Annotated in this window: 24 protein-coding genes; 10 read left to right on the forward strand and 14 right to left on the reverse strand. The window is 62.9% G+C overall.

Annotated elements, in window-relative coordinates:
* The first annotated feature begins 371 nt into the window (after positions 1–371).
* The 4 genes from ada (at position 372) to P3T25_RS10990 (ending at position 5196) form a co-directional block, all read left to right on the forward strand.
* On the forward strand, positions 372–1550 hold the full coding sequence (gene ada / locus P3T25_RS10975) for a bifunctional DNA-binding transcriptional regulator/O6-methylguanine-DNA methyltransferase Ada (protein WP_429358083.1): 1179 nt from the start codon (positions 372–374) through the stop codon (positions 1548–1550).
* Complete coding sequence (locus P3T25_RS10980) at positions 1547–2464, forward strand: DNA-3-methyladenine glycosylase family protein (RefSeq protein WP_429358084.1); 918 nt, start codon at positions 1547–1549, stop codon at positions 2462–2464. Before ada ends, P3T25_RS10980 begins: the two co-directional genes overlap by 4 nt.
* Before the next feature lie 337 nt (positions 2465–2801).
* Positions 2802–4418: a glutamate--cysteine ligase gene (gene gshA, locus P3T25_RS10985; RefSeq protein WP_429358085.1), complete on the forward strand. Its 1617-nt coding sequence runs from the start codon at positions 2802–2804 to the stop codon at positions 4416–4418.
* Between the two features lie 277 nt (positions 4419–4695).
* Positions 4696–5196, forward strand: coding sequence for a hypothetical protein (locus P3T25_RS10990; protein ID WP_154558762.1), 501 nt, complete (start codon positions 4696–4698; stop codon positions 5194–5196).
* A 485-nt stretch (positions 5197–5681) separates the two neighbouring features.
* Here the strand turns inward: P3T25_RS10990 and P3T25_RS10995 are convergent, their stop codons facing one another.
* Together P3T25_RS10995 and P3T25_RS11000 are read right to left on the reverse strand one after the other, a co-directional pair.
* A complete protein-coding gene (locus P3T25_RS10995) occupies positions 5682–7244 on the reverse strand; it encodes a DHA2 family efflux MFS transporter permease subunit (protein ID WP_429358086.1) in 1563 nt (520 codons plus the stop codon).
* Between the two features lie 135 nt (positions 7245–7379).
* Positions 7380–7931 carry a MarR family winged helix-turn-helix transcriptional regulator gene (locus P3T25_RS11000; protein ID WP_429358087.1) on the reverse strand — a complete coding sequence of 184 codons (552 nt, stop codon included), beginning with the start codon at positions 7929–7931 and terminating at the stop codon, positions 7380–7382.
* Between the two features lie 253 nt (positions 7932–8184).
* On the opposite strand from P3T25_RS11000, the gene P3T25_RS11005 reads away from it, so the two are divergent.
* Together P3T25_RS11005 and P3T25_RS11010 are read left to right on the forward strand one after the other, a co-directional pair.
* Positions 8185–8547 carry a hypothetical protein gene (locus tag P3T25_RS11005; protein WP_429358088.1) on the forward strand — a complete coding sequence of 121 codons (363 nt, stop codon included), beginning with the start codon at positions 8185–8187 and terminating at the stop codon, positions 8545–8547.
* Positions 8548–8796: 249 nt separating this feature from the next.
* Positions 8797–10353 (forward strand): efflux transporter outer membrane subunit, encoded by a 1557-nt coding sequence (locus P3T25_RS11010; protein WP_429358089.1) that lies wholly within the window; start codon positions 8797–8799, stop codon positions 10351–10353.
* Positions 10354–10432: 79 nt separating this feature from the next.
* Here the strand turns inward: P3T25_RS11010 and P3T25_RS11015 are convergent, their stop codons facing one another.
* The 8 genes from P3T25_RS11015 to gspG all read right to left on the reverse strand — a co-directional run bounded on the left by P3T25_RS11015 (position 10433) and on the right by gspG (position 17265).
* On the reverse strand, positions 10433–11212 hold the full coding sequence (locus P3T25_RS11015; protein WP_171925280.1) for a type II secretion system protein N: 780 nt from the start codon (positions 11210–11212) through the stop codon (positions 10433–10435).
* Between the two features lie 22 nt (positions 11213–11234).
* Positions 11235–11738 carry a type II secretion system protein M gene (locus tag P3T25_RS11020; RefSeq protein WP_054042756.1) on the reverse strand — a complete coding sequence of 168 codons (504 nt, stop codon included), beginning with the start codon at positions 11736–11738 and terminating at the stop codon, positions 11235–11237.
* On the reverse strand, positions 11735–13156 hold the full coding sequence (gene gspL / locus P3T25_RS11025; RefSeq protein WP_429358090.1) for a type II secretion system protein GspL: 1422 nt from the start codon (positions 13154–13156) through the stop codon (positions 11735–11737). The genes P3T25_RS11020 and gspL overlap by 4 nt, the downstream gene beginning before the upstream one ends.
* A 28-nt stretch (positions 13157–13184) precedes the next feature.
* Positions 13185–14447 (reverse strand): type II secretion system minor pseudopilin GspK, encoded by a 1263-nt coding sequence (gene gspK / locus P3T25_RS11030; RefSeq protein ID WP_429358091.1) that lies wholly within the window; start codon positions 14445–14447, stop codon positions 13185–13187.
* A gap of 680 nt (positions 14448–15127) precedes the next feature.
* Positions 15128–15805, reverse strand: coding sequence for a PulJ/GspJ family protein (locus P3T25_RS11035; RefSeq protein WP_429358092.1), 678 nt, complete (start codon positions 15803–15805; stop codon positions 15128–15130).
* Positions 15783–16199 (reverse strand): type II secretion system minor pseudopilin GspI, encoded by a 417-nt coding sequence (gene gspI / locus P3T25_RS11040; protein ID WP_154558754.1) that lies wholly within the window; start codon positions 16197–16199, stop codon positions 15783–15785. Before gspI ends, P3T25_RS11035 begins: the two co-directional genes overlap by 23 nt.
* A 1-nt stretch (position 16200) precedes the next feature.
* Complete coding sequence (locus P3T25_RS11045; protein ID WP_429358093.1) at positions 16201–16770, reverse strand: GspH/FimT family pseudopilin; 570 nt, start codon at positions 16768–16770, stop codon at positions 16201–16203.
* A 30-nt stretch (positions 16771–16800) separates the two neighbouring features.
* A complete protein-coding gene (gene gspG, locus P3T25_RS11050) occupies positions 16801–17265 on the reverse strand; it encodes a type II secretion system major pseudopilin GspG (protein ID WP_154558752.1) in 465 nt (154 codons plus the stop codon).
* 173 nt (positions 17266–17438) lie between these two features.
* On the opposite strand from gspG, the gene P3T25_RS11055 reads away from it, so the two are divergent.
* Positions 17439–17852 (forward strand): type II secretion system protein N, encoded by a 414-nt coding sequence (locus P3T25_RS11055; protein WP_154558751.1) that lies wholly within the window; start codon positions 17439–17441, stop codon positions 17850–17852.
* Between the two features lie 26 nt (positions 17853–17878).
* On the opposite strand, the gene gspF is transcribed toward P3T25_RS11055, so the two are convergent.
* From gspF to gspD, 3 genes are read right to left on the reverse strand one after another with little or no spacing between them, the layout of a single operon-like run.
* On the reverse strand, positions 17879–19096 hold the full coding sequence (gspF, locus tag P3T25_RS11060) for a type II secretion system inner membrane protein GspF (protein ID WP_093634517.1): 1218 nt from the start codon (positions 19094–19096) through the stop codon (positions 17879–17881).
* A gap of 4 nt (positions 19097–19100) precedes the next feature.
* Positions 19101–20669, reverse strand: coding sequence for a type II secretion system ATPase GspE (gene gspE / locus P3T25_RS11065; protein ID WP_301717709.1), 1569 nt, complete (start codon positions 20667–20669; stop codon positions 19101–19103).
* Positions 20666–22996, reverse strand: coding sequence for a type II secretion system secretin GspD (gspD, locus tag P3T25_RS11070; RefSeq protein WP_429358094.1), 2331 nt, complete (start codon positions 22994–22996; stop codon positions 20666–20668). Before gspD ends, gspE begins: the two co-directional genes overlap by 4 nt.
* On the opposite strand from gspD, the gene P3T25_RS11075 reads away from it, so the two are divergent.
* From P3T25_RS11075 to P3T25_RS11085, 3 genes are all read left to right on the forward strand, one after another.
* Positions 22990–23166, forward strand: a complete 177-nt coding sequence (locus P3T25_RS11075; protein ID WP_171925286.1) for a hypothetical protein — start codon at positions 22990–22992, stop codon at positions 23164–23166. The two genes, gspD and P3T25_RS11075, sit on opposite strands and share 7 nt — an antisense overlap.
* Positions 23167–23512: 346 nt before the next feature.
* Positions 23513–23962 carry a lytic transglycosylase domain-containing protein gene (locus P3T25_RS11080; RefSeq protein ID WP_093634514.1) on the forward strand — a complete coding sequence of 150 codons (450 nt, stop codon included), beginning with the start codon at positions 23513–23515 and terminating at the stop codon, positions 23960–23962.
* Positions 23963–24119: 157 nt separating this feature from the next.
* Positions 24120–25427, forward strand: coding sequence for a GTP-binding protein (locus P3T25_RS11085; RefSeq protein WP_429358095.1), 1308 nt, complete (start codon positions 24120–24122; stop codon positions 25425–25427).
* 130 nt (positions 25428–25557) lie between these two features.
* Here the strand turns inward: P3T25_RS11085 and P3T25_RS11090 are convergent, their stop codons facing one another.
* Entirely contained in the window at positions 25558–25836 is a 279-nt protein-coding gene (locus P3T25_RS11090; RefSeq protein WP_006050811.1) for an HU family DNA-binding protein, read from the reverse strand.
* Positions 25837–26210: the final 374 nt, after the last annotated feature.

Below are 26210 nucleotides of genomic sequence, written 5' to 3' on the forward strand. Positions count from 1 at the left end.
GAACGGATGAACAGCCACCAGTGTAGGAGAAAGGACGGCGCCGCGAGAGCGGGCGATGAACCCGCCACGAGGGGCAGATCAAAAATGTTCAGACGAAAAAAAGCCCGCTCTATGTGGAGCGGGCTGAATCCATATCAGGAGGAGACATGGAGGAGACAGGTACTAATATACACATGGGGTTGATGCGACGCAATAACTTTTTAAGGGAAAACCCGATATCGGGCTAAATTGTCGCAGTTGGAGGCGAAACGGGCGACCGGCGGGGCTTCCGGCCCTACGAGGAAGCGCAATGACAGAGCAAGAACCGGGGCGTAGTGTGTCGGCATGCGGCCTACATTGGTGAGCATCGACACCGCCTTTCCGGGACCATCATGAACCGCACTGATCTTACCGAGACCAGCAACGAAGCCGCCGTCAGCACGCCGCGCTGGGCCACAGACGCCGAACGTTGGGAAGCCGTCACCCGCCGCGAGCCGCAGGCCGACGGCGCGTTCTTCTACGCCGTCAAAACGACGGGCGTGTTCTGCCGCCCGTCGTGCGCGTCACGCCAGCCGCGCCGTGAAAATGTCGCGTTCTTCGCCGACGCAAACGCCGCGCGCGCCGCGGGCTATCGCGATTGCAAGCGTTGCCAGCCCGGCGGCCTGCCGCGCGAGCTGGAGATCGTCAATCGCGCCTGCGCTGCGCTGGATGCCGATCCGCAGCAGCGCCTAACGCTCGCGCAGTTGAGCGACGCGGTGCACGTCAGCCCGTTCCATTTGCAGCGTCTGTTCAAGCGCGTGGTCGGCGTCTCGCCGCGTCAGTATCAGGCCGCACAGCGCGGCGCCGCGTTGCGCGATGCGCTGCAGAGCGGGTCGGACGTGACGCGCGCCACGCTCGACGCCGGCTTCGGCTCGCCATCGCGGATGTACGACAGCGCTTCAGCCGAATTGGGCATGGCGCCATCCGCGTTTCGCCGCAAAGGCGCCGGGCTTACCGTGCGCTACGCCAGCGCGTCGACCTCGCTCGGCTTCGTGCTGATCGCGGCAACCGACAAAGGCATCTGCAAAATCAGTTTCGGTGACGATGCCGCAATACTCGTCGACGATCTGCGCGGTGAGTTCGCCAACGCCGGACTGGTCGAAGACGCAACGCGGCTCGCACCGTTCATCGCCCAGATCGACGCCTATCTGCGCGGCACCCGCCAGGACTTCGATCTGCCGCTGGATATCGCCGCCACCGCGTTCCGGCAACGTGTATGGGATGCGCTGCGGCGCATTCCCTACGGTGAGACGCGCAGCTATTCGCAGATCGCGGAAGCGGTCGGCTCACCGCGGGCCGTGCGCGCGGTGGCAAGCGCGTGCGCGACGAATCCGGTCGCGCTGGCGATTCCATGTCACCGGGTCCTGCAGAAGGGCGGGGCGCTGGCGGGATACCGCTGGGGCCTGCCGCGAAAGGCCGCACTGCTCGACAACGAAGCCCAGCACGCAGGCGACGTTTCGCGCGACGAACCCAATCGCCGCGAGCACGCGGCCATCGCAACCACCACCACCAACCTGGACCATGCCGCGTGAGCACGCTTGACGACGTCGCAACACTCGAACTGCCCTTCAAACCACCCTTCGACTGGCCGCGCCTGCTGCGCTTTTTCGGCGGACGCGCGACGCCCGGTGTCGAAGCCGTCGAAGACGGCGCCTATCGCCGCGCGATCGATTGGGCCGGCGACAGTGGCACGCTGACCGTGCGCCTGCATCCGCGCAAGCGCTGCATCGTTGCGAACATCGACGGTCCTGCGAGCCGTCACGCCGACGCGCTCGCCGCGCCGATCGCGAGGATGTTCGACCTGCACGCCGACCCGAAGAAAATCGGCACTGAACTGGCCGCCGACCCATGGCTCGCGCCGTTGATCGAAGCCGTGCCGGGATTGCGCGTACCGGGCGCGTGGTCGGGCTTCGAGCTGGTGGTGCGCGCGATCGTCGGGCAGCAGGTCAGCGTGAAGGCGGCGACCACCATCATCGGACGATTGGTGCAGCGTGCCGGCGAGCGCATCGAGGGTCATCCGCATGAGAACACCGCGTGGCGCTTTCCGACGCCCGCCGCGCTCGCGGCGGTGGATCTGGAAAAGATCGGCATGCCGGGTAAACGCGTAGCGGCGTTGCAAGGGTTTGCGCAGGCGGTCGCTTCGGGCGACGTGCCGCTCGACAGCAACGTCGCCGATGCCAACAGCCTGCGCGCAGCCTTGCTCGCATTGCCTGGCATCGGGCCATGGACCGTCGAGTATGTAGCGATGCGTGCATGGCGTGACGCCGACGCCTGGCCCGCATGGGACCTCGTGCTGATGCAGTCGATCTGCGCGCGCGATCCGGCGCTCGTGCGGCCCACGCAGCAACGCACCCGCACCGACACGTGGCGGCCGTGGCGCGCGTACGCGGCAATGCACCTGTGGAACGAGGTGGCGGATCGGGCCGGCGCCGCGCGCGGCGGCTGAGATCGTGTGGCGGTCCGGGAGGAGGGCCGCACGGAACCGACGGACCGTGGGCAGGCGGCTAGCTCGGCGGCAGCACTCGGACGACGCCACGCGAATCGCGCGTCGGGCGCGTGAAGGGTAGCGTAAGGCGCAGGGCAGCCCCTTTCGTGCTGAACCGTGCTGAAATCAGGCCAGGTTGTGTCGTCGGAAGGCCGTCCGAAGCGGCCTCAAGCAGCCGTCGTGGCGAGATGTTAAAGTGCCCGCTACCCGAAAATTCCGCCGAACGTTGTCAACCGCGCAGTGCTGCACCTAAGCAGTGAAGCGGCACATGGCGGCCGACAACGCCCGACTCGCATCAATGCCAAACACGACACCTTCCCGCACGAACGACGCGTTCTCGCACCGCCTGTCCGTGCTGACCACAGGCCCACAGCGCGACGCGCTGATACGCGGCCTGCGCGGCATCGAAAGGGAAAGCTTGCGCGTAACGCACGACGGCAAGCTCGCCATGACGCCGCATTCGCGCGCGCTCGGCTCGGCGCTCACGCATCCGTCGCTCACCACCGACTATTCCGAAGCGCTGCTCGAACTGATCACGCCGGCTGAACACGATGTCGCGATCACGCTCGAGAAGCTCGATACGCTGCATCGTTTTGTCTACGCTGAACTCGGCGACGAGATCTTGTGGAACAACTCGATGCCGGGCCTGCTGCCCGAAACGGACGAAGGCATTCCGATCGCGCATTACGGCACGTCGAATATCGGCAAACTGAAGTACGTGTACCGCATTGGCCTCGCGCTCCGTTACGGCCGCACGATGCAGTGCATTGCGGGCATCCACTACAACTATTCGCTGAACGAAGAAGTGTGGCGGGTGTTGCATGCCGACCAGCAATCCACGGCCAACGCCGTCGATTTCCAGTCCGACCGTTACCTCGCGCTGATCCGCAATTTCCGCCGTACCAACTGGCTGTTGATGTACCTGTTCGGCGCATCGCCGGCACTGGATCGCCGATTCCTGCGCGATCGCCAACACACGCTCGAAACCTTCGACGCCGACACGCTGTATCGCCCGTACGCGACCAGCTTGCGCATGAGCGACCTCGGCTACTCGAACACCACGGCGCAAGCGGCGCTGCACGCCGACTACGACACCTTGCCGGGCTACCTGGACGCACTCGCGAAGGCCGTGAGCCAGCCGTATCCCGCGTATGAAGCGATCGGCACGCAGCGCGACGGCGAGTGGGTGCAGATCAACACGAACGTGCTGCAGATCGAAAACGAGTTTTATTCGACGATCCGTCCGAAGCGCGTCACGTATCCCGGCGAGCGTCCGCTGCATGCGCTGGCTGCCCGCGGCGTGCAATACGTCGAAGTGCGCTGCATGGACATCGATCCATTCGAGCCGACCGGCATTTCACTGGAGACGTCGCGTTTTCTGGACGCCTACCTGCTGGTCTGCGCGCTCGACGACAGCGCACCGCTGCCGCCGGACGCGTACGCGGAGGCCAATCAGAACTTCGGCCGCGTGACGATGGAAGGCCGCAAACCGGGCCTCGAACTGACGCGCGACGGCAACCCGATCGCGATGACAGATTGGGCGAACGAACTACTGGTCAAGATCGACGCAGCCGCGGCAACACTCGACGCGCTGCATGGCGGCGACTCACACGCACGCGCCGTGGCGGTTCAACGGGCAAAACTGGCGGATGCCTCGCTGACACCGTCTGCACGCGTATTACAGACGATGCGCGACAAGCAGCAGAGCTTCCTCACCTTTGGCCTCGAGCAAAGCGAAGCGCACGCCGCCTATTTCCGCGCGCGCCCGCTGGATGCCGCGCAGACGAAAGAATTCGCCGACCTCGCTACGCAATCGCTTGCAGAGCAGGCCAAGCTTGAGCGAGAAGAGGTGGGTTCATTCGACGCATTCGTCGCGGCCTACAGGGCGTACACGTTGAACCGGTTTAGCGTCTAAACGACGACGAACGTAGGCAGCGCGCCGGAAAAAGCAGCCTGGTGACTAATGCCGTTCAGTTAACGCTGAGCGGCATTTTCATTTGTGAAGCACGAAGCGGCCTTGGCGGGCCGCTTTTTATTGGGCACAGGTAACGTCTACGCAAAGCGCCGCCGTCGGCCCAACTGTATCGGCAAAATCACCGTTCGTTTAGCCATTCGCAAATGGACATGAAACACCGTGCCGGGGATGCGGTCCAACTTAGACGACACGCTCCAGAGCGGGAGGCTTCAAGGCGATGAAAAAAGGTCTGTTGGCCGTAGTGTGCATAGTGGCGGCGGGGTGTTCGACGCAGGGTCAGGTGAACCCGGACGTGATGCAGATCGCGACGACGCCGTTGACGTGTTCGAGCAAGGCCGAGTGTGATATCTGGTGGCAGCGAGCGCAGACGTGGGTAGCGGGCCATTCGACGTACAAGATCGAGTCTTCGACTGACACGTTGATCCAGACATCGGGCCCGGACGGCGGCAAGCGCGCGCTGGCGTACCAGATAACGCGCACGCCGAACCCGGACGGCACAGCAACGATTGGCTTCGCCGCACATTGCGACGGCTCAATGGGTTGCAAACCAAACCCATGGGAGGCGGGCGCCGACTTCAAGCAATACGTACGAGGCAACACGCCGGGCGCGCCGCAGAGCGACACAAAACCATCGCAACCAGCACCAACGGCGATGCACCCCGATGCATTGCAGGGACAATCGGTCCCGGGAACGAGCGGGGAAGCGATAACGCAGTAGGAGAGGAAAAAGCGGCAACGCAGTCAGCGACGAACCAGTTCGCGATCCTCTACGAGGATCGCTGCACCAGACACCGCGTGTAGAACAATCCGATTGGCTTTGCACACAAGAAATCAGACGCTACCACCCGACAACGCAAAAGCATGACGAGTGGTTTTAAGAAGTACTCTTCGGCGCGCGCAGCGCCGCCGGAAGAATGACGCCCTTGTCACTGGCGTATGCCGGTGCACGAACACAGATTCCAGATGCACCACTACCCGCAGCAGACCGCAGGCCCCGCTTAGCATTAGCGGTTTGAGCTGCTTTCTTTTGCCTACTTTTCTTTGCAGCCGGCAAAGAAAAGTAGGTGCCGCCCCGCACAGGGGCAACGCTAATAGACCACTAACAATTCAAGGAAAGGCCAAAGCCCCAGGAGCACAAACACAGAGCTCAACCACACCAACAACCCAACAAAAAAACCACCACCGCCGAAGGCAAAAAAACCTTCAGTGCCCCATCGAAGCCCCAACCCCCTTCCGAGGCTTAGTAACCCAAACAAGCACAGCAAGCACAAGAAACGCCGCACAAGAAATACGAAAAAAGTCATTAGTGGCCATCATATAAGCCTGCGCAGTAACAACCTGATTCAACTGAGCGGTGAGGCTATCACCAGAAAGCCCGAGACTCCCCAACGCGTTGGTATAGGCATTCGTATTAGCCGCATAAACGTTCACAGAATCAGTCAACATCGCATGATGATAGATGGTGTCATTCTCCCAGTACGTCGTACTAATAGCCGTCCCAATCGCCCCAGACAAAGTCCGAAAAAAGTTCGACAACCCGGAAGCACTAGCAAGCCGCTCATCCGACACGCTGGACAGCGTAATAGTAGTCATCGGCACAAAGAAACAGGCAACGCCAATACCCTGCACCAACCGCGGCCAGATCACATGATTGAACGGCACATCGAGCGTAAAAGTCGAATTCCAGAACGACACAAACGCAAACACGATGAACGCAAAACTCGCCACCACACGCAGGTTCAGCCGATGCATGTTCTTGCCGATCATCGGCGACAAAAACAGCGCGAGAATGCCGACCGGTGCCGTCGCCAAACCGGCAAGCCCGGCGGTATACCCCATCACCGTCTGCAGCCAGAGTGGGAAAATCACCACTGACCCGAAGAACGCCATAAACCCGAATGAAATGATCACCACGCCGAGTGCGAAGTTACGATCCTTGAACAGCGAAAGATCGACAACGGGTTCCTTGTCCGTCATCTCCCACACCAGCAGGAACGCAATCGACACCACCGCGATAATGGCCAGCGTGATGATAAACGTCGAGTTGAACCAGTCGCGATCCTTACCGAGGTCGAGCACCATCTGCAGGCACGACACGCCGATCACGAGCAGCGTGAGGCCGACCGCATCGATGCGCTGTTTGGTGACCTTGGTTTCGCGGCCACGCAGCAGCAGGAACGCGCACACCGCCGAGAACAACCCGATCGGCACGTTGATGTAGAAGATCCACGGCCACGTGTAGTTGTCTGTGATATAGCCGCCCATCACGGGCCCGAAAATCGGCGCGCAAATCACGGTCATGGCCCAAAGGCCGAGCGCAAGCCCGCGCTTTTCCGGTGGGTACGAGCGCATCAGAATCGTCTGCGAAAGCGGGACCATCGGCCCCGAGACCAGCCCTTGCAGGAGCCGGAACGCGATCAGCGACTCGAAGTTGTGCGCGAAGCCGCACAGCGCCGAGGCGATCGTGAAAAGCAGAACGGACAGCGTGAACAGTCGCACCTCGCCAACGCGCCGTGCAAGCCACCCGGTCAACGGCACCGCGATCGCCGAGGCCACGGAATACGACGAGATGACCCAGGTGCCCTGACTGGTCGCCACGCCGAGGCTGCCGGAAATGGTCGGCACGGCGACGTTCGCGATCGAGGTGTCGAGCACTTCCATGAACGTGCCGAGCGCGAGACCGACGGTAAGCAACGCCAGCACCCCGCCTTTGAGCGGAGTGGGTTCGGCAGCGGGTAGGGCGTCGGCGGGAGCCGTGGCAGCCATGTGTGTTTCTCCTCAGCCGGGAAAGCTTGTCGCGGCAGCTTTATCGCACCCTTCAAGTGGCGCGCTTACATGCCGGATCACCCTCTGCCCAGACAGACATTTTCAAACGATGACGCTTTCAAAAGCGCCTCTTGGTTACTGCCCGCCGTGACCTGGCGGAGGTTCTTCGGGTGAGTCTTCCAGCGATTCCAGCGATTCCAGCGATGGTCCGAGGCCGCAACACGCGCTGGTTCCCTCGTCGATCCCGTTCGCAATGAAACGGCCGAGCAGGTCGAGCAGAGTGGCGTGGTCGGCGGCGGAAAATCCGCGCAACTGCTCGTTCAGCACGGCGGCTCCCAGACTGGGCAATTGCCGCGCCGCCTCGTGGCCCTGCGGCGTCAGCTCCAGCTTGACCATCCGGCGGTCGGCGTCGCTGCGCGTGCGCACGATAAAGCCTTTCTTTTCAAGGCGATCGAGCAGACGCGTCATGGATCCGCTGTCGTATGACATGACGCGCGACAACTCGAACGGCGTGCTCGCGCGCTGCGCGGATAACACCAGAATCACGCCGATTTGCTGGGCGGTCAGTCCTAACGGTTTGACCGCACGGTCCATCCGCTCGACAAGCACGTTTCGCGCTTTCGTCAGGTAATAGCCGAGACTCGATTCGAGGTGAATCTCGTCCGCGTTGTAAGGGCCGTCGGGCATCGTGTATCCGGGAACATCGTCAAGCAGAACGGATTCTAGCTGCCTAAGCAGACAAGTCAGATTTCATTTCGCGTCGTGCCAACGGCGCAAAAAACAACACCGCGACAGCGCGCGAAGCAAAGTATCTTGAAATTTAATTGCATAGTCAATATTATTATAGGCAACGAGTTACGCGCGACCCGCGCCACCCGAGACCATGTTCTGACCGATTGTCTGCACGCCGCAATGGCGCCGTGCCAAAAGGATTTCCCCGATGCTGTACCTCAAAAACACCCTTGGCGGCTTGAGCCGCTCCCTGACCGATTCCGCGCTGAGCAGCTTTCAAGGTCCGCATCGCTGGTGGAAGCTGGCGTTGTTCGCCGTGCTGTTCGTCCTACCCGGTGGATCAGTGGGAGTCGCGATGTTGGCGTGGGTGGAGCATCGGCGAGGGCAGAAGGGGACCAAGATCGTCCCGGTGGAACCGGTGGGGTCCGTCATTGCGGCGGGGAGTGTCGTCGCGACCGCTGCTGCTGCTGCAAGCCCGGTTGGCCCTTGCCCGGCACGCTCAGGCGCGCCGTGCCGGGCTGCGGCTGGCAAGCAGGCCCGGCAACCCACGTCATCGGATTCGCGAGTTTGACTCTCTAGTCGTGGAACCGGCCTTTGTTGCCTGCGCGGCGCGTTTCCGTCGCCAAAGGCAGCCAGGCCGGTAACAGCACGTAACCATCCCGACACGCTAAGTAACACACCTCCGCCTCCCCCCGCATTACCCTTTCAGTTTCCCGCGCCCAAGCGGTCCCATACGCTAACATCCCGGCAGAGCCATGATCTCGCCCGGTCGGCAGTGCCGCCATCGGCCGCACTGCGGCGTCCAGAAGGAATCCATTGCATGCAGTTTGAACGAATCTCGCGCGCGCGGACGCTTGCGCCCCGCGCCCTGACTATCGCGGTAGCCGCGGCCCTCGCCACCGTGCTGGCTGGTTGCGTGGTCGGCCCCGACTACAAGCGGCCCGCGGCCGAGATCCCCGCGTCCTACAAGGAAGCCGCGCCCGGCTGGAAAGTCGCCCAGCCGGCCGATCAGCACGACCGCGGCGACTGGTGGACTATCTACCAGGACCCGCAACTCAACGCGCTCGAAGACCAACTGAACGCGTCGAACCAGACCGTCGCCCAATTTGCAGCCGCCTATCGCCAGGCACGTGCGCTGGTGGGCGAAGCACGCGCGGCATATTTCCCGACCATCGGTGCATCGGCAGGCGCCACGCGCTCAGGCAACGGTTCGTCGTCCAGTGGCAACTCAACCCGCTCCAGCGTCAGCAACAGCTTCAACGCGCAACTCGACGCAAGCTGGGAGCCGGACCTGTGGGGCTCGGTTACGCGTTCGGTCAACTCGCAGAAAGCCGGTCAGCAGGGCGCCGCCGCCGATCTGGCGAATGCGCGGCTGTCCGCCCAGGCCACGCTCGCTCAAACCTATTTCTCACTGCGCTCGCTCGACTCCACCCAGAAGCTGCTCGACGACACCGTCGCGGCCTATCAGCAGTCACTGCAACTCACGCAGAACCAGTACGCGGCCGGCGTCGCCGCGCGCTCGGACGTGATCCAGGCGCAAACGCAGTTGCAATCGGCCCAGGCGGCCGCGATCGACAACGGAGTGCAGCGCGCGCAGGACGAGCACGCGATCGCCGTACTCGTCGGCGAACCGGCCTCGACCTTCTCGATTCCGCCGATGCCGCTCACCGCCACGCCGCCCGCCGTGCCCGAGCAGATGCCGTCGGCGCTACTCGAGCGGCGCCCGGATATCGCATCGGCTGAGCGCAAGGCGGCGGCGGCGAACGAACAGATCGGCGTCGCGATCGCCGCGTTCTTCCCGACGCTGACGCTGTCGGCCACGGGTGGCTTCCAGAGTTCGGTGTTCTCGCAATTGCTGACCGCGCCGTCGCGCTTCTGGACGCTCGGCCCGCAACTCGCCGCCACGATCTTCGACGCCGGCCTGCGTGAGGCAAAGACTGAAGCCGCACGCGCTGCCTACGACCAGAACGTCGCGGCGTACCGTCAAACGATTCTGGCCGCGTTCCAGGACGTCGAGGACAATCTCGCCTCGCAGCGCATCCTCGAACAGGAAATCGTCGTGCAGCAGCAAGCGGTGGATTCAGCGCGTCAGGCGCTGGCCATCGTCACGAACGAATACAAGGCGGGTACGGTCGGCTACGTCAACGTGCTGACCGCGCAGACCACGGCCTTCCTGGCTGAGCAAAAGCTGGAGAACATCGCCGGGCAGCGCATGGTGTCGTCGGTGGGTCTGGTGAAGGCGCTCGGCGGCGGCTGGGACGTGTCGCAAATGAACCGCGAAACGGGCGATATGGCGGCGCCCGCGCCGCAGCCGGCAGCGTCGGCGACGCCGGTGGCACAAAGCGGAGCCGCGCCGCAATCGGCGCAGAGCAACTAGGCAAGGGACTCGTAAAGTCAAAGCAAAAGAGGCATAGCCGCGCAATGCAGCCATGCCTCTTTTTCTTGCAACCGGCGCCTCAGTGCGCGAACGTCAATGCGACCGTATCCGGTCCGCTTGGCCGGCCCAACAGATTCAGCAGTCCCGCGAGGTTGTCGCGCGCTTCCGGGGCGGCGCTGGCCGTCCCTCGAAACGATGTCGAGACGGCTGACACCGTGCCATTGCCAGTCAGCATCAGTGGCCCCTTCAGGGTCGTCAGATCCAGCGTGGACGACGCACCCTGCGCCTGGAACAACAGCCGGTAAGAACCCAGTGGCTTGACCAGCGAGACGCGCGAACTGACATCGTTCAGGGTCACGGTCAACTGGCCGAACGCTTCCTGATTGAAGCTGCGCCAATCGGACCATGCGAGGCGCACGTCACCTTGCAGATCGAGCGTATTGAACGGCGCGCCGAGGCCGCTCAGCAGCGAAGCCGGCACCGCCATCGCACCCGGCGTAATGGTCGCGCTGCGCAGGGTCGCATCGACGGTGATCGGGTCGGGCATCGCTTCGCTGTGCCGCATGGTCATCCGCACACGGCCGGTGAAGAGCGGCCAGAACGCCGTGCGCCATTCGATCCGCCCCGGCAGCAGGGTCGCCGCGCTCATGTCGGAACCGGCGGCGAGCATCAGCGTGGCCGAGCCGTGCCACAGCGAACCGGACGGATTGACGAGATTGACGTGGCCATGGGTTTGTCTGGCGAACTGCGGCGTAATCCAGGCGGCCGGCAACAACGTGAGCATCACGACTGCGTTCGCCAGCACCGCGACCGCCAGCCAGGGTAGCGCGACCCGCAGGCGCCGCATCCAGTAAGTCATGCGAAATCCTGTAACGGCGCGGTCATTTCGCGGTAGATGGCTGCATCGACGCCGTTAGATCCACCTGGCCGTCTTCCTTGAGCGCGGTCACGTGCGCCTCGGCGACCTGCACCTTGAACTGCTTGCGCGCATCGTCGACCCAGCTCGTCCACGCGGGGAACGCCACGTTCTTCATCTGGATCTGCACCATGTTGCCGATCACCTGCACCTGGGTCGCGGCAAGGCCGTGATCGCCGAGCGAGGCGGTGAGCGCGTCCTTCAGCGCCGCGCCGGTCGGCGCGACACCTTGAGCCGCAGCGGAGAGCTGGCGCGCTTCGTTCGCCTGCGCAGTCATCTGCGCCAACTGACGCTGCAAGGTTGGCAGCGATTCACGCAGATGCGCGCGGCCATCCTGCGCCGGCGCCCACAGCACCGACCACGCGATCACCACGGCCAGCACCCCGCCGCCCCATGCCAGCAGCGTTTTTTCGCGTTCGGTGCGCTGGTCCCAGAATCCAGCCCAGCTTTGGGCGAGTTCAGCTTTCATTGTCCGTTCCTGATGGTCCACTTGCCGGTATTGCTGTCGATCGCGCCGGTCAGGCCGTTGCGCGCGAGACGTTTGGCGAAATCGGCATCGAGTTTCACCTCGGGCTTGAAGGTCACATCGAGCCGCCGGTCGTGATAGTCGAGCGCGGCGATACCGTTGACCGGCACTGGCGCCAACGAACGCGCGAGGCCATCGGCGAGCGATAGAAAATCGTCCGGCGACAACTCACCCGCCGCCACCCGCAATTGTTGCAACTGCCGCGACATCTGATCGGGCGCATCGAGCACGACCGTCGTTTTGGGGAAGGCGTTGAGGAGCAGCTCGGTCATCTGCGTGTTGATCGCGTCGCGCTGACGCGCGAGCATCAGCCACTGCACGTTCGCGCCGATAATCGCGATCACCAGCGCGCCGACAGCCAGCGCGACCGGCAGGCGCAGACGCCGCAGCGTCGCACGGTCAAGCCGCCACGGCTGCGAGGCGAACTCGAACTGACACAGGTCGAAGCGGCACTCCAGCGCGCGGCGGGCGAGTTGCTCGAACGGCAGCGGGCTGGCCCCATGGATATGAGCCGCGAGCTTCGCCGGGCTGGCTGCTGCGAGACTCGGCTCGTTGCCGGGCACTTCCGTCAGCATGTACAGCGAAATTGGCGCCGCGCCGGCGAGCGCGCTGAGCGTCGCGTTCACGGCGTTAGCCGGCACCGCCAGCCCTTCGCCTTGCACGCCGCGCGCGATAGCCAGCTCGACGCGCGGCGTACCACTGATCGGCGCGCTTTCGACCGCACTCCCGAGCAGCAATGCGGGCGCGGTCTGGGCGACGGCGCCGAGCACGGCCGCCACCATCGGCACGACCGACGCGACGCCAGGCGCCATCACCGGCGCCACGCCCGGCAGCGACGTTGCCACGTTCGCCGAGCCCGCCATGACTGGCTCGCCTGCGTTGACCATTTCCGCGACTTCGGCGGGCGTGTCGAGCGCGACGGCTTGCGGCAGACAGCGCGTGACCGGCACGGCGCGCACGCTGCGATGACCGGCGGCGGCAAAGGCTTCGCAGATGAAGCGGAACCAGCCGCGATCGATGATCGCGAGCAACTGCCGGCCGCCCGCGATCGGTTGCGGATCGACGGCGATGTGACAGGTTTGCGGGTCCTGGATCAGCTGATCCTCGACGACATTCGGCAGCGCCTGACGCAACCTCGGGCCGCGCAAGGGCGGCAGCTTGGCGGGCATCATCAGCAGGTCGCGGGCGGCGACCATCAGCACCGTCGACGCAGCGCGCGGCAGCAGCGCGAGCGCCGAGCGGCCCGCGCGTTGGGTGCGGCCCGACTTGTCGAGCAACACGAACGGCAACTCCGGCAGTTGCCATTCCTGCGATGGCACCGCCGGATCACGCGGCGGCAGTAGGACGATCAGTGTGCTCAAAGGCCACTCTCTCTGGGAAAGGCGTTATTCATAGTTGGTCTTGTACCCGCACGATACGCGTAGTGTGAGTCAATGCGTCGCGATAGACGAGGGTCGTGCGGTCCACTTCCGCGCGTTCGTGCTGCACGCGGCCGTGGATCAGAAAGTAGTTCGTGTTGACGTCCATTTCACTCGGGTCGACCGAGACCGACTGTACGCCGGCGCCGCGCAAGGCGAGTTGCACATCGCTGACGTTATGGAAAAACACCGTCTGCCGACGCGCGACGAAGGCTTGCGCGGCGGACAGGTTCATCCCCGGCACGATCGCCGCGATCACTTCGGCGGAGGCCGTATTCATGTTGACCGCCGACACCGTCGGCAGCACGGTGACGAATGGCCGCAAGCGGGCGATCATTTCCGGCGTATAGCCGGGGATATCCAGCAGTGAATCGACGCTGGTCATTTGCAGCGGCGCGACGGCCGCGTTGTCGTCGCCGTCTTCCATACCGGGTTTGTCGGTGAAGCTGCCGCTCGTGGCGCCGCCACCCGCGGTAATTGGAGCTGTCGACGCGCCGGTAGTGGACGTAACGGTCTGGAAGCGTGTCGCCGATTGACCGAGGCTCGCGCGCATCTGCACTGCGGTGTTCTTTGCCAGTTGGCTATTCACGCCGAGGGATACCAGCAGGCGCTGATAGGCGCCGATCTGCTCCGTGTTGATCTGCATGACGCCCGGCGCGGGGCTCGAGACCAGATTACGGAGGTTGAATTTCGCCTGGGCGTCTTCGATTGAACCTGAGAGATAGGTTGCCTGGCCTTGTTCGGCTCTGACTTCGCCGATTTGTCCAAGGAAATCCGACAGGCGGGTTTTGGCGATGGGGACGCCCCAAAGGCCACCCAGGTAGGTGATGCCTGCTGAGGTGTCGCCCTCGGAGCGGAGGATCAGGCGCGTCCAGTCCAGCGCGCCGCGGGCGACCCATTGCGCCTGGGAGAGGAGGCGTTGGTTTTCTATCCTTCGGATTTGGACTTGCTGGCGCCAGAGCATGCCCGAAACTAATATCGCTGATAGCGCGACTACTAGTAGGGCACTGATGATGGCTGCGCCTTGTTGGTTTGCCTGCGCGGCGCTTGGGTGTTTGCCTACGGCGTTGGGCTTTGATTTGCTTTTTTGCCTGCTTTGCGCTTTTGTCTGTGCGCTTGCGGTGTTGGCCTTTCCTTGTTTTGCTAGTGGTCTATTAGCGTTGCCCCTGTGCGGGGCGGCACCTACTTTTCTTTGCCGGCTGCAAAGAAAAGTAGGCAAAAGAAAGCAGCTCAAACCGCTAATGCTAAGCGGGAACCGTAGCTCAGAACCGCTAGTGGCTCCGTGGAATCTGTGTTCTCTCACATTCGGCGTTATTGACAAGGGCGTCATACTTCCGGCGGCGCTGCGCGCGCCGAAGAGTAATTCAGAAAACCAGGGGGCAGGCTCCCGCGCCGCGGGAGCCGTCGGCTTCGCCTCGGCGAGGCGCCTGATTGGTTCGTTGCGATTTGCACGCGCGCCTGAACAGAAAGGCAGCAATTGCGAGCGGGGTAGAACCAAGCGAACCACTGGTTTGTTGAATTGCTCTTCCGGCGAGCACGTAGTGCGAGACGGGAGGTATGACGCCCTTGTCACTAGCGCAAGTAGGTGCACGAACACAGATTCCAGATGCACCACTACCCGTTGCAGGCTACGGTGCCCACTTAGCATTAGCGGTTTGAGCCGCTTTCTTTTGCCTACTTTTCTTTGCGGCGGCAAAGAAAAGTAGGTGCCCCCCCGCACAGGGGGAACGCTAATAGACCGATAGCAAATCAAGGAAAGGCCAACACCGCAAGCGTGCAGACAAAACCGCCAAGCAGGCAAAGAAGACCAAACCGAAAGGCACGCGCGCACGCGCCCAAACCCAGAGCGTCGCGAAGACAACAAAAAACCCAAAACCCCAGAGCGTCGCGGAGACAAAAAAGAGAACCTCATACTCATTCTCCGACGAGAAAAACCCGCGTTACAGGCCGCGCCAACGACTTACCCCCAACACTCACTTCCAGCCCAGTCACCGACCGCGGCAGCGGCGCATTCCCCAACTGGGGCACCTTCAAATTATTATCGTTTTCCGTAATCGCACTCTGCACATCCTTCATCTGCGTGGTCCAGCCAACCTTCGGCACATACAGCCGAGCAGAAATAGCCCCGACGCCCCCCATCAAAGGCACAGCCGTCCAGCCATTCCCCTCACCACCGCGCAACGCGCTCCGTAACTCGCCTACGTTCCCCAGCGGCGGCGATGCATATCGCACCACGCGCCCCTCGGACACGCGATACCTCACCAGCTGCAACCGCGGCGCCGTCCCCGGCAATACCATCTCCCGCACGATCTGCAGCACGTTGCCACTAACCGACACGGCCGCCTGTCCAGACTCATCATCCGACGCGGCCTGCCGCACGTCGATCCGCATCTGGTCGAACAGTTGCGCAAAGACGCGCTCGTCTTCCATCGCGTTCGTGATCGTCTCCCGGCCACGAATGATCTGGTCCAGCCCGCGCCACGACAGCACCGCAATCACCGCCATGATCGCAATCGCGACCAGCAACTCGATCAGCGTGAAACCACGCACGCCCGATCGGCCGCGGCGCTCAGAGCGAACGGTTGTTTTCATTCGCGACCACCGTGACCATCTGGGCGAGATTGCCGGAACGCCCCGGCGTCGTCACCATCACTTCCACCCGACGAAACACCGGATTCGGCGTCGCCGTCACATGCTCGGTACAGATCAACTCCAAATTGCCCTGCGAGCAGTCAAAGCTCGTCGAGCCAACATTCGGCCAGCCGTGCGTCAAATGAAGTTGCGCCAGCGTATTGTCCGCGCTCCATCCCGCCAGCAGCCGTCGATGCAGATCGGCTTCACCGCTCGCCAGACTCCCTACCGCGCGCAACGACGCCGCCAACGCAATCGCGATGATCGCCAGCGCCACCAGCACTTCGATCATCGTAAAACCGCGCTGCGCGCCGTGGACCATCTCGCGAGCGCCCCTGTCCCTGCAACGACGCATCTCAGTGCACCTCATAGCGGCCATTGCCAGTGCCGATGATCGTCGCGTGCCCCGCGGCAGAAAACAGCGTGATCTGCACGGGCACGTCGATCGCTTCAGTGCCGAACACGACACGGCTCGGGTGCGAGTCCGATCCGGGGTAATCGATCGTGACGCCGGTCACACCGCCTTCCCAGTTGCGCGGCCCAAGCAGATCGTCACGCAACGGACGCCAACCGTCTTCGGTACGCAGATCGAAACGAAAACCGCCATCGAGCGGCTGCCACGCGATCGGCCTTGCGCGCACCTGGGCTTCGTCGCCGGCCGACTCGAACAGCAGCGCAAGACGCTGCGCTTCTTCGTTCAGATCGGTACGCGGGTTGCGAGTCATCGTCAGCGCGGTCAGCGATACCAGAATGCCCGCGATCACCAGCACCACCATCATTTCCAGCAGCGTGAAACCCGCTGCACGCTTCCGGCCGCCTGCACTGAAATCACGTGCGCCGCGCGCGCGCGCGCCGGCGCACGCCGTGCCCGGCAGCGACGCCGTAAACGGAGTGTCCACACGGGACTTGCAAGCGGACAGTCGCATTGTGCCGGCCACGAACGATGAACTACTCGACTACTGCCACGACCCTACGTCGGCGTCGTTACCTTCGCCTCCCGCTTTCCCATCGGCGCCATAGCTGAACACATCGATCTCGCCATGCACGCCGGGGTTCAAATACTGATAGCTATTGCCCCACGGATCGTTCGGCAGACGTTCGAGGTAGCCGCCGTCCTTCCAGTTGTTCGGCGCCGGATCCGTGCTCGGCTTTTCGATCAGCGCGCGCAGGCCTTGCTCCTGAGTCGGATAACGGCCGTTGTCGAGACGGTAGAGTTTCAACGCCTGCATCACGGTGCCGATGTCCTGCTTGGCGGCGACACGCCGCGCTTCGTCCGGACGGCTCATGATTTTCGGCACGATCAGCGCGGCCAGAATACCCAGAATCGCGATCACGACCATGATTTCAATCAGCGTGAAACCGCGTTGACGACGGCTGCGCGGACCCGCGATTTCATGACGGCGAAGGGTCGACAGTTGCATAGCTTGCTACCTCTTTTCAGGTGAAATTTCGATCGGGCGGAATTCGCGCGTCAGGCAATCAAGGTGCCATTGAACACGCCCGGCCGGTCATTTTAATGTCATGTTCTTGAAGGGTTGCGGGAAACCGCCAGGCACCCCAACGCAATTTTCACAATAGTCCGTACAATAAGCGCATGAACGCTATCCAAATCCGCCTTCTGTCGCTCGCACTGTTCGCCGTGTTCTGCGCGACGCTGACCTACTGGGTCATCACGATCTCCACGACATCCGGCGCGCCGTTGCCCGCTGCCGCCGCGCATACGCAGGTGTCGACCGATCAGGCTGCCACGCTGTTCGGCGGCCAGCTCACCCGCAGCGCCAACCAGGACGTGCATCTGTTCGGCATCCTCGCTTTGCAGGAAGGGGCCGCAGCCATCGTCAGCGTCGGTGGCGAACCGCCGCATGCGGTATCGCTCGGCAGCGCGCTCATGCAAGGCGCCAAACTCTCCGAAGTCCGCGCCCGCTCGATCATCATCGACCGCAATGGCGCGCATTCCGAAGTGTTCCTGCCGGCCAACGCGCCAGGTCCAACCATCTACGTGCGCTGACCCAGGCGTTCTGCCTGGCTTCAGCCTTACTGCACCAGGTTGTTCAACTCGATGATCGGCAGCATCACCGCCAGCACGATCACCAGCACCACGCCCCCCATCGCCAGAATCAGCAACGGCTCGAGCAGGCTCGTCAGGAACATCGTGCGACGCTCCAACTCACGTGCTTCGCCGTCGGCCGCACGATCGAGCATGGTCGTCACGTCGCCGGTCGCTTCACCCGAACGGATCAGGTGAACCAGCACCGGCGGAAATGTCTTCGTATTGCCGAGCGCGCGCGATAAGGACGTGCCTTCGCGCACACGCACGATCGCATCGTCGATGTTCTCGCGCATCGCGACGTTGCTGAGCGTTTCGGCTGCGGCTTGCAGCGCGCGCAGGATCGGCACACCCGCCGCCGTCAGAATGCCGAGCGTGCTGGCAAAGCGCACGGTGTTGTAGCCGCGCACGAGTTTGCCGAGCAGCGGGGCGGTCAACAGCCACCGGTCGAAAGCGAGGCGCGGGCCGGGCTGTTTCAGGATCGAACGCACCAGATACACCAGCACGACCACGCCGATCAGCATCGCCCACCACCAGTGCCGCACGAAACCGGACAGCGCCATCATCATGATGGTGAGGATCGGCAGTTGCTGTTTGGTGCTGGCGAACACGTTCACCACTTGCGGCACCACGTAGCTCAACAGGAACGTGACGATGCCGAAGGCGATCAGGGTCACGATCGCCGGGTAGGTGAACGCGAGCACGATCTTCTGCTTGAGCGCGTTGCGTTGCTCGATGTAGTCGGCCAGACGCGAGAGGACGAGACCGAGCTTGCCGGTATGTTCACCGGCAGCCACCAGCGCCCGATAGATCTCGGGGAAGTCTTTGGGATGCTGCGTCAGCGCGTTCGCGAGCGAATGGCCGCCGAGCACTTCGGCACGAATCGACGCCATCAGCTCGCGGATGTAGTCGCGCTCCGATTGCTCGGTCAACACCGATAACGCTTCATCGAGCGGCAGACCGGCAATCAGCAGGCTGGCCAGTTGCCGAGTGAGAATCGCCTGCTCGCGCTGCGACAAACGCCGTCCCAGCGACAAGCGTTGATTGCGCTCACCACGTGTGCGCGTCGCAGCCGGTTCGACGACGAGTGGCGTCAGTCCCTGCGAACGCAGATTGGTCCGTGCGCCGCGCGCGCTGTCCGCGTCGAGCACACCTTTTTGCGCTTTGCCCGCCGCATCGATCGCTTCGAAACGAAATGCCGGCATGCGCTTATGCTCCGCCCGTTACGCGGATCACTTCTTCGAGCGACGTCAGCCCGGAGGCGAGCCAGCGGTCCGAATCTTCGCGCAGCGTACGCATGCCTTGCGCGCGGCCCGAAGTGAGAATTTCCGCATCGGATGCGTTGCGGTGAACCAGCGTGCGGATTTCGTCGTCGATCAGAAGCAGTTCGTAGACACCACGCCGTCCCGCATAACCCGACTGGCCGCATTTCTCGCAACCGACCGGATGCCAGCGCACGCTGCCGTCCTCTTCGACGCGTTCTTCGCGGCATACCGGGCACAGGCGCCGCACCAGCCGCTGCGCCAGCACGCCGAGCAGCGATGACGCCAGCAGATAGGGTTCGACGCCCATGTCGGTCAAACGCGTGACGGCCGAAGCCGCATCGTTCGTATGGAGGGTCGCCAGCACAAGGTGACCCGTGAGCGACGCCTGCACCGCGATCTGCGCCGTTTCCAGGTCGCGGATTTCGCCAATCATGATGACGTCCGGATCCTGCCGCAGAATCGAGCGCAGCGCCCGCGCGAAGGTCATGCCGATCCGTTCGTTGACCTGCGTCTGGCCGATGCCTGAGAGGTCGTATTCGATCGGGTCTTCGACCGTCATGATGTTGGTGGTCGCGGTCTCGAGCCGCGACATCGACGCGTACAGCGTGGTCGTCTTGCCCGAGCCGGTCGGGCCGGTCACCAGCACGATGCCGTGCGGTTTGCCGATCAGTTTGTCGAACTTGACGAGCGTGTCGGGGGCCATGCCGAGCGCTTCGAGATTCAGGCGCGAGGCGTCTTTTTCCAGCAGACGCAGCACCGCGCGTTCACCGTGGCCGGTCGGCAATGTGGAAACACGCACGTCGACCGGACGTCCGCCGACGCGCAGCGTGATCCGGCCGTCCTGCGGCAGACGCTTTTCCGCAATGTCGAGCTGCGCCATGATCTTGATCCGCGAGATCAGCGCGCCGTGCAGCGCTTTTTTCGGCCGCACGACATCGCGCAACGTGCCGTCGACACGGAAGCGCACCACAGAAGAAGTCTCGAACGGCTCGATGTGAATATCCGAGGCCTGTTCGCGTGCGGCCTGCGTGAGCAGCGCGTTGATCATGCGGATGATCGGCGCGTCGTCTTCCGACTCGAGCAGATCCTCGATCTCGGGAATGTCCTGCATCAAACGCGACAGATCGACTTCACCTTCCACTTCGCCGACCACCTGTGCCGCACTGCCGTCCTGGCGCGCGTAAGCCTGGTTGATCGCGAGCGCAAGTTCGTCGGCCGGCACACGCACCACGGACAACGCGCCGAAGTTGCGTGCGACTTCGGCAAGCGCAGCATCGCTGGTGCGTTCGCTGATCCAGACTTCGAGACTATCGGCGTGCTGATGCGCGACCAGAATCTGGCCGCCTCGGGCGAAGCCGTAGGGCACGAGCCGTGCGGCGACCGCCGACGGCGCGATGCGTTCGGCATGCTCCGCCACGACAGCGGGCGAAATCGCCCCGGCTTGCGTCGATGCAGCGACGCGCGCCGCTGCGGACGATCCCGGAGCTGACGGCGGCGTGGACGGCGTGCTCACGGCTGCACTCCAGGCGACGCCGTGGACGGTGCCGTGGGTACCGGATTCGTCTGCACAGCACCGCCATTCGTGACCGGATTCGTCTGCACAGCGCCACCATTCGTGACCGGCGGCGGCGCCATCTGCTGACGACGCATCCTGTCGAGATCGAACAGATTCATCGCAGGCGAACCGCCTTGGCTCGGGCCGATCGGCATCGGCGGAACCACCGGATCGTCCTTGTCCTTGATCAGGTTGTTGTCCGACTTGTACGCACCCGTCACGCCCTGGACGTAGTCGTAACGGTTCGACGTCACGGCCTGCGCGGTATCGCGATCGGTGATGATCACGGGGCGCAGGAACACCATCAGGTTGGTCTTGGCGCGGGTCTTCTGTTCCGAACGGAACAACTGGCCAATCCACGGAATATCGCCCAGCAACGGCACCTTGCTGTTGCTGACCTGGTAGTTGTCCTGCATCAGGCCGCCCAGCACGATGATTTCGCCGTTATCGGCGAGGACCGTCGACTGGATCGAACGCTTGGTGAACTCGGGACCAGCCGGATTGGTAGCCGCGTTGGTCGTGCCGTTCACGATCGCCGAGTCTTCCGTGTAGAGCTGCAGCTTGAGAATCCCGCCCTCGGTAATCTGCGGTTTGATGTGCAGCGTCAGGCCGACATCGACGCGGTCGAACGTATTGAATGCGTTGCTGGTAGTGCCGCTCGTGAGGTTCGAATACGAACCCGTCTGGATCGGCACGTTCGTGCCGACGACGATTTTGGCTTCTTCGTTATCGAGCGTGATGAGGTTAGGCGTCGACAGCACGTTCGCATCCTGCGTCTGCGAAAGTGCCTGCAACAGCGCGCCGAGTCCCTGCACACCGAAAATGTTGTGAATCCAGCCGACGTTGAGGCCCTGCTGGATATTCTGGGTTGCGAGCGCCCCGGCGAGACCGCCGGTAGCGCCCGTTGCTGCGGCCGCAGCCGTCAGATTGATGATGCTGTTGCCGGTGCCGGTCGCCAGGTTGGTGCCGGCAAAGATCGAATTGTTCGCGACCTGCCACTGAATGCCGAGGTTGGCGTTCGTGTTCGAGTTCAACTCGACGATCAGCGCCTCGATATAGACCTGCGCGCGCCGCGCGTCGAGCTGGTCGATCACCGCTCGCAGGTTGCGGTACACCGGCTCAGCCGCCGTGATGATCAGCGAGTTGGTCGCAGAGTCCGCCTGGATCATGCCGCCCGGCTGATTGTCGTCGCTCTTGTCCTTGTCGCCGCCGAGCAGGCCGGCTGAACCCGAACCGCCGCTCGAACCGTATCCGCCCCCGCCACCGCCCAATGGTGACGCTCCCGAGCTGCTGTTGAGTCCGCCCGACGGCAGCGGCGGCGTACCCGACGTGCCCGTCGAATTGCTGCCGAAGCCACCTCCACCACCACCGTTCTGGTTGAACGAATTGGCTTCGTTCGAGCCACCCGATGAGCCGGTGTCGCCGCCTTTACCGAGCATCCCGCGCAAGGTCTTCGCGAGCTTGGTCGCGTCAGCGTTGCGCAGCGCCACGACGTGCATGTTGCCGGGCATGGTGGTCGGCGAGTCGAGTTCCTTCGCCAGTTGCTTCGCGGCCGCGAGCCGGCCGCCGTTCGACGCGCGAATCAGCAGCGAGTTGGTGCGCGGGTCCGCGGTGATCGACACCTTCAGCGTCGCGTCGGTGCTGCCGATCGCGCCGGGGTCGAGCATCTTGGTCAACTGCGTGGCGATGTCGATCGCGTTGGCGTTCCTCAATTGCACGACCGCTACCGACTGGCCGGCGGCCGTATCGACACCCGCAATGATCTGTGCGATACGCCGCACGTTGTCGGCGTAATCGGTCACGACAATCGAGTTGTTGGCCGGGTAGGCCGCCACAGTATTGTTCGGCGAGATCAGCGGACGCAACACCGGCAACAGGTTATTGGCCGACTCGTTCTTCAGCACGAACACCTGCGTGACCACCTGGTCGCCTCGCGCCACCGGCGTATTGCCGACGTAGGTCGGCACGCCTTGCAGCTTGGCATCGGCCTCGGGTACGACCTTCAGCACACCGTGGTCCTGGACCAGCGCGAAGCCCTGCATCCGCAAAGCGGATTGCAAGGTCTTGAGCGCCTGATCTTCAGGCACGGCATTTTCCGACACGAGGTTGAGCTGACCCTTCACGCGTGGGTCGACGATGATCGTTTTGCCGGTCGCCGCGCCGATCGCCTTGGCCACCTGGTCGATATCGGCGTTCACGAAGTTGAGTGTCACCTGTGCCTGTGCTGTCTGCGCGGTGATCAATCCAGCCACCAGCAGCGCCGTTGCGACGCGACGCAATGCCATACGATTTCTTCTCATGGAATGTGGGATCGATGCCGACGGCCACAGCCGCCAACGGTCATGCAGTGCGAACATTTGAGCAGGCCGCCGCCCTGTCGGTCTGCCAGCCGGCTTCACAAGCGATCAACGCCTTGGATGCCGGACATCCAATGCCCGAAAAAAAGGAACAGTAACAGTTTTTCATGTCGGATTTGTCACAAAACGAACGGCGCCGTGCGATTACTCTAAAGACCGTCGCAGACTGTCAATCAATTGAAAGCAAACGAGCTTGTGTGCGCCGAACCGCAGAAGCGCTTCGTTTTACGCTTGATTATGTCGGTTAGCCAACTTGACGCATGTAACTCTGTCGGTATGATACGAGCCGTTCGAGGTACTGGTTGTGACTTGCCAACACGGGTTTTCCCCGATGGCCGACGAAAGCCCGGCCAGTACGCCTCACCGGCTTCCAGAGACTGAAGTATGGCCGATGTATGGCCTTACCAAATCTTACCCTTGCGATTTGTTTAGTCGTCTTGACTGATGAAACGAACCTTTGTCACCGTCGCCGCAGGACTTGCCGTGCTGATCGCAGCAGGGCAGGCGCGCGCCGATTGCTTTGACGAAGCGGCGAAGTATCAGAAGGTCAACCCCTTGATTCTGCGCGCAATTGCGTGGCAGGAGTCACACAATCGGCCGGACGCGCAGCACAAGAACGCAAACGGCTCGACCGACTACGGCGTGATGCAGATCAATTCGATCCACCTGCCCGTACTCGCGCAATACGGCATCTCGCAAGGCACGCTGATGGAGCCTTGCAAGAACGTCTATATCGCGGCATGGCATCTGCGCCGCCAGATGAACAAGTACGGCAATACCTGGCAGGCGGTCGGCGCGTATCACTCCGAGACGCCGGCACTGCGTGATAAGTATGCTATGCAGATCGCCGCGATCCTGCGCAAGTGGAATCTGATGCCGGCTGCTGCACGCTGACTCACCCGCGTCCCGATCCGGCCCGTCACGCGGCCGCCCCCCGTTTGATGCACAATGCGGCTTCGTGCTGCCGTCGGTGTTCGGCCGTCTTCCGGCCCCGGAGTCATGCGACCCCAACCCGGCACGCCTTCCAATCCTCTTGTTTTACCGTACTGCGATGAACCAGCCGCTATTGCCCGTCACCGTGCTCTCCGGTTTTCTGGGCGCCGGCAAGACCACGCTCCTGAACCACATCCTCGCGAATCGCGCCGGTTTGCGCGTCGCCGTGATCGTCAACGATCTGGCCGCCGTCAATATCGATGCAACGCTCGTGCGCGACGCCGCCGCACTCTCGCATGTCGAAGAGCAGCTCGTCGAACTGTCGAACGGCTGCATCTGCTGTACGTTGCGTGACGACTTGCTGGTCGAGATCAAGCGGCTTGCGGGCGAAAAACGCTTCGATGCGATCCTGATCGAGTCGACCGGCGTAGCCGAGCCCATGCCGATCGCCGAAACCTTCACCTTCGTCGACGACGACGGCGCGTCGCTGTCCGACGTTGCACAGCTCGATACGATGGTGACGGTGGTCGATGCGTTCAACTTCCTGCGCGACTACGGTTCATCCGACGCACTCTCCGAGCGGGGCATCGCCGCAACCGAAGAAGACGATCGGACGCTGGTCGAATTGCTGATCGAGCAGATTGAATTCTGCGACGTGCTGGTGGTGAACAAGGCCGATCTGGTGAGCGCGGATGAACTCACGCGTTTGCAGCGCATCCTCGCCCGCATCAATCCGCGTGCAGTGCAGGTGGTGAGCCGTTTCGGCGAGGTACCGCTGGCCGAAGTGCTGAACACCGGGCGCTTCGATTTCGATGAGGCATCGAGCGCACCGGGCTGGCTGGCGTCGCTTAACGACGAACATGGGCACGACCATGAACACGGCCATGCCCATCACGGCGAAGCAGACGAATTCGGCATCGGCAATTTCATTTTCCGCGCGCGGCGGCCGTTTCACCCTGAGCGCCTGTGGGCGTTGCTGCACCAGGAGTGGAAGGGCGTCTTGCGCAGCAAGGGCTTCTTCTGGCTCGCAACGCGTAACGACATCGCCGGTTCGCTGTCGCAGGCGGGTGGTGCTTGCCGGCATGGTCCGGCGGGGATGTGGTGGGCCGCGCAGGATCGCAGCGAATGGCCGGACGGTGATGACGAACTGGCCGCCGAAATTGCCGCCGACTGGTACGGCGATCCGGACGATCTGAGCATCGGCGATCGCCGCCAGGAACTGGTGATGATCGGCGTCGGCATCGACCCGGCTGTCTGGCAAGCGAAGTTCGACGCGTGCCTCGTGACCGATGAGGAATACGCGGCGGGACCGCAAGCGTGGCAACAGTTCGCCGATCCGTTCCCGGCATGGGACTTCGACGAAGACGACCATGATCATGACCACGACGGTCATGGCCACGGCGAAATCGTGCATCGCCACGATTAAGCTCGAGCGGCCTTTCCGCCTGGTGCTGATTGTTTAGCTGCGACGCCCGTCGCGGCTAAACAGAAATCAGAAATCGCAGACGAAAAAAAACCCGCCGTTGGCGGGTGTCAACTGCCAGGCAGTAATCTGCTTAGCGCTTGTTGACTGCGTCCTTGAACGCCTTACCAGCCGTGAACTTGACGGTCTTGGCGGCCGGGATCTTGATAGTTTCACCGGTCTTGGGGTTACGACCCGTACGTGCTGCGCGCTTGCCCGAACCGAAGCTGCCAAAGCCGATCAACTGGACCGCGTCACCCTTCGACACAGACTTCTTGATCACTTCAAGCAACGTGTCCAGCGTCTCACCGGTTTGAGCCTTGCTGGCGCCGGTCTGTCCTGCGACGGCGTCGATCAGTTCCTGTTTGTTCATTAAGGTTCCTTTCTGAGTTTAGGTTGACACGAACAGCGCGAACGCGCCGATTATACGTGCGCGGGCCGCGCCGTCGAGCAGCTACGGCTCCGGATCCCCTCCGGACAATTAGCGCCGGGCAGTGACTGCCCGTCGGCCGTGCTGCCGCTCCCTTCGCGGCGCTTGCTATGATAGCGCAGCGCAAACCCAATCAGGATAAGGGTTTCGAAGATTTAAGCGGTTCTGGGGCAGATATCGAGGGGAAACCCTCCTTTTTCCTCCTCGCAGAGCCCAATTGAAGGCTGAAACCCAGTATGGACGGGGCTTAGCGTTGGTTTTTGCCAACGTTGCAGCGCGTCTTTTTCGCCGCCCGGCGAGCTGCGCGCGCTGGCGGT

It is taken from the genome of Paraburkholderia sp. GAS32, from assembly GCF_050434225.1.
GTDB lineage: Bacteria > Pseudomonadota > Gammaproteobacteria > Burkholderiales > Burkholderiaceae > Paraburkholderia > Paraburkholderia madseniana.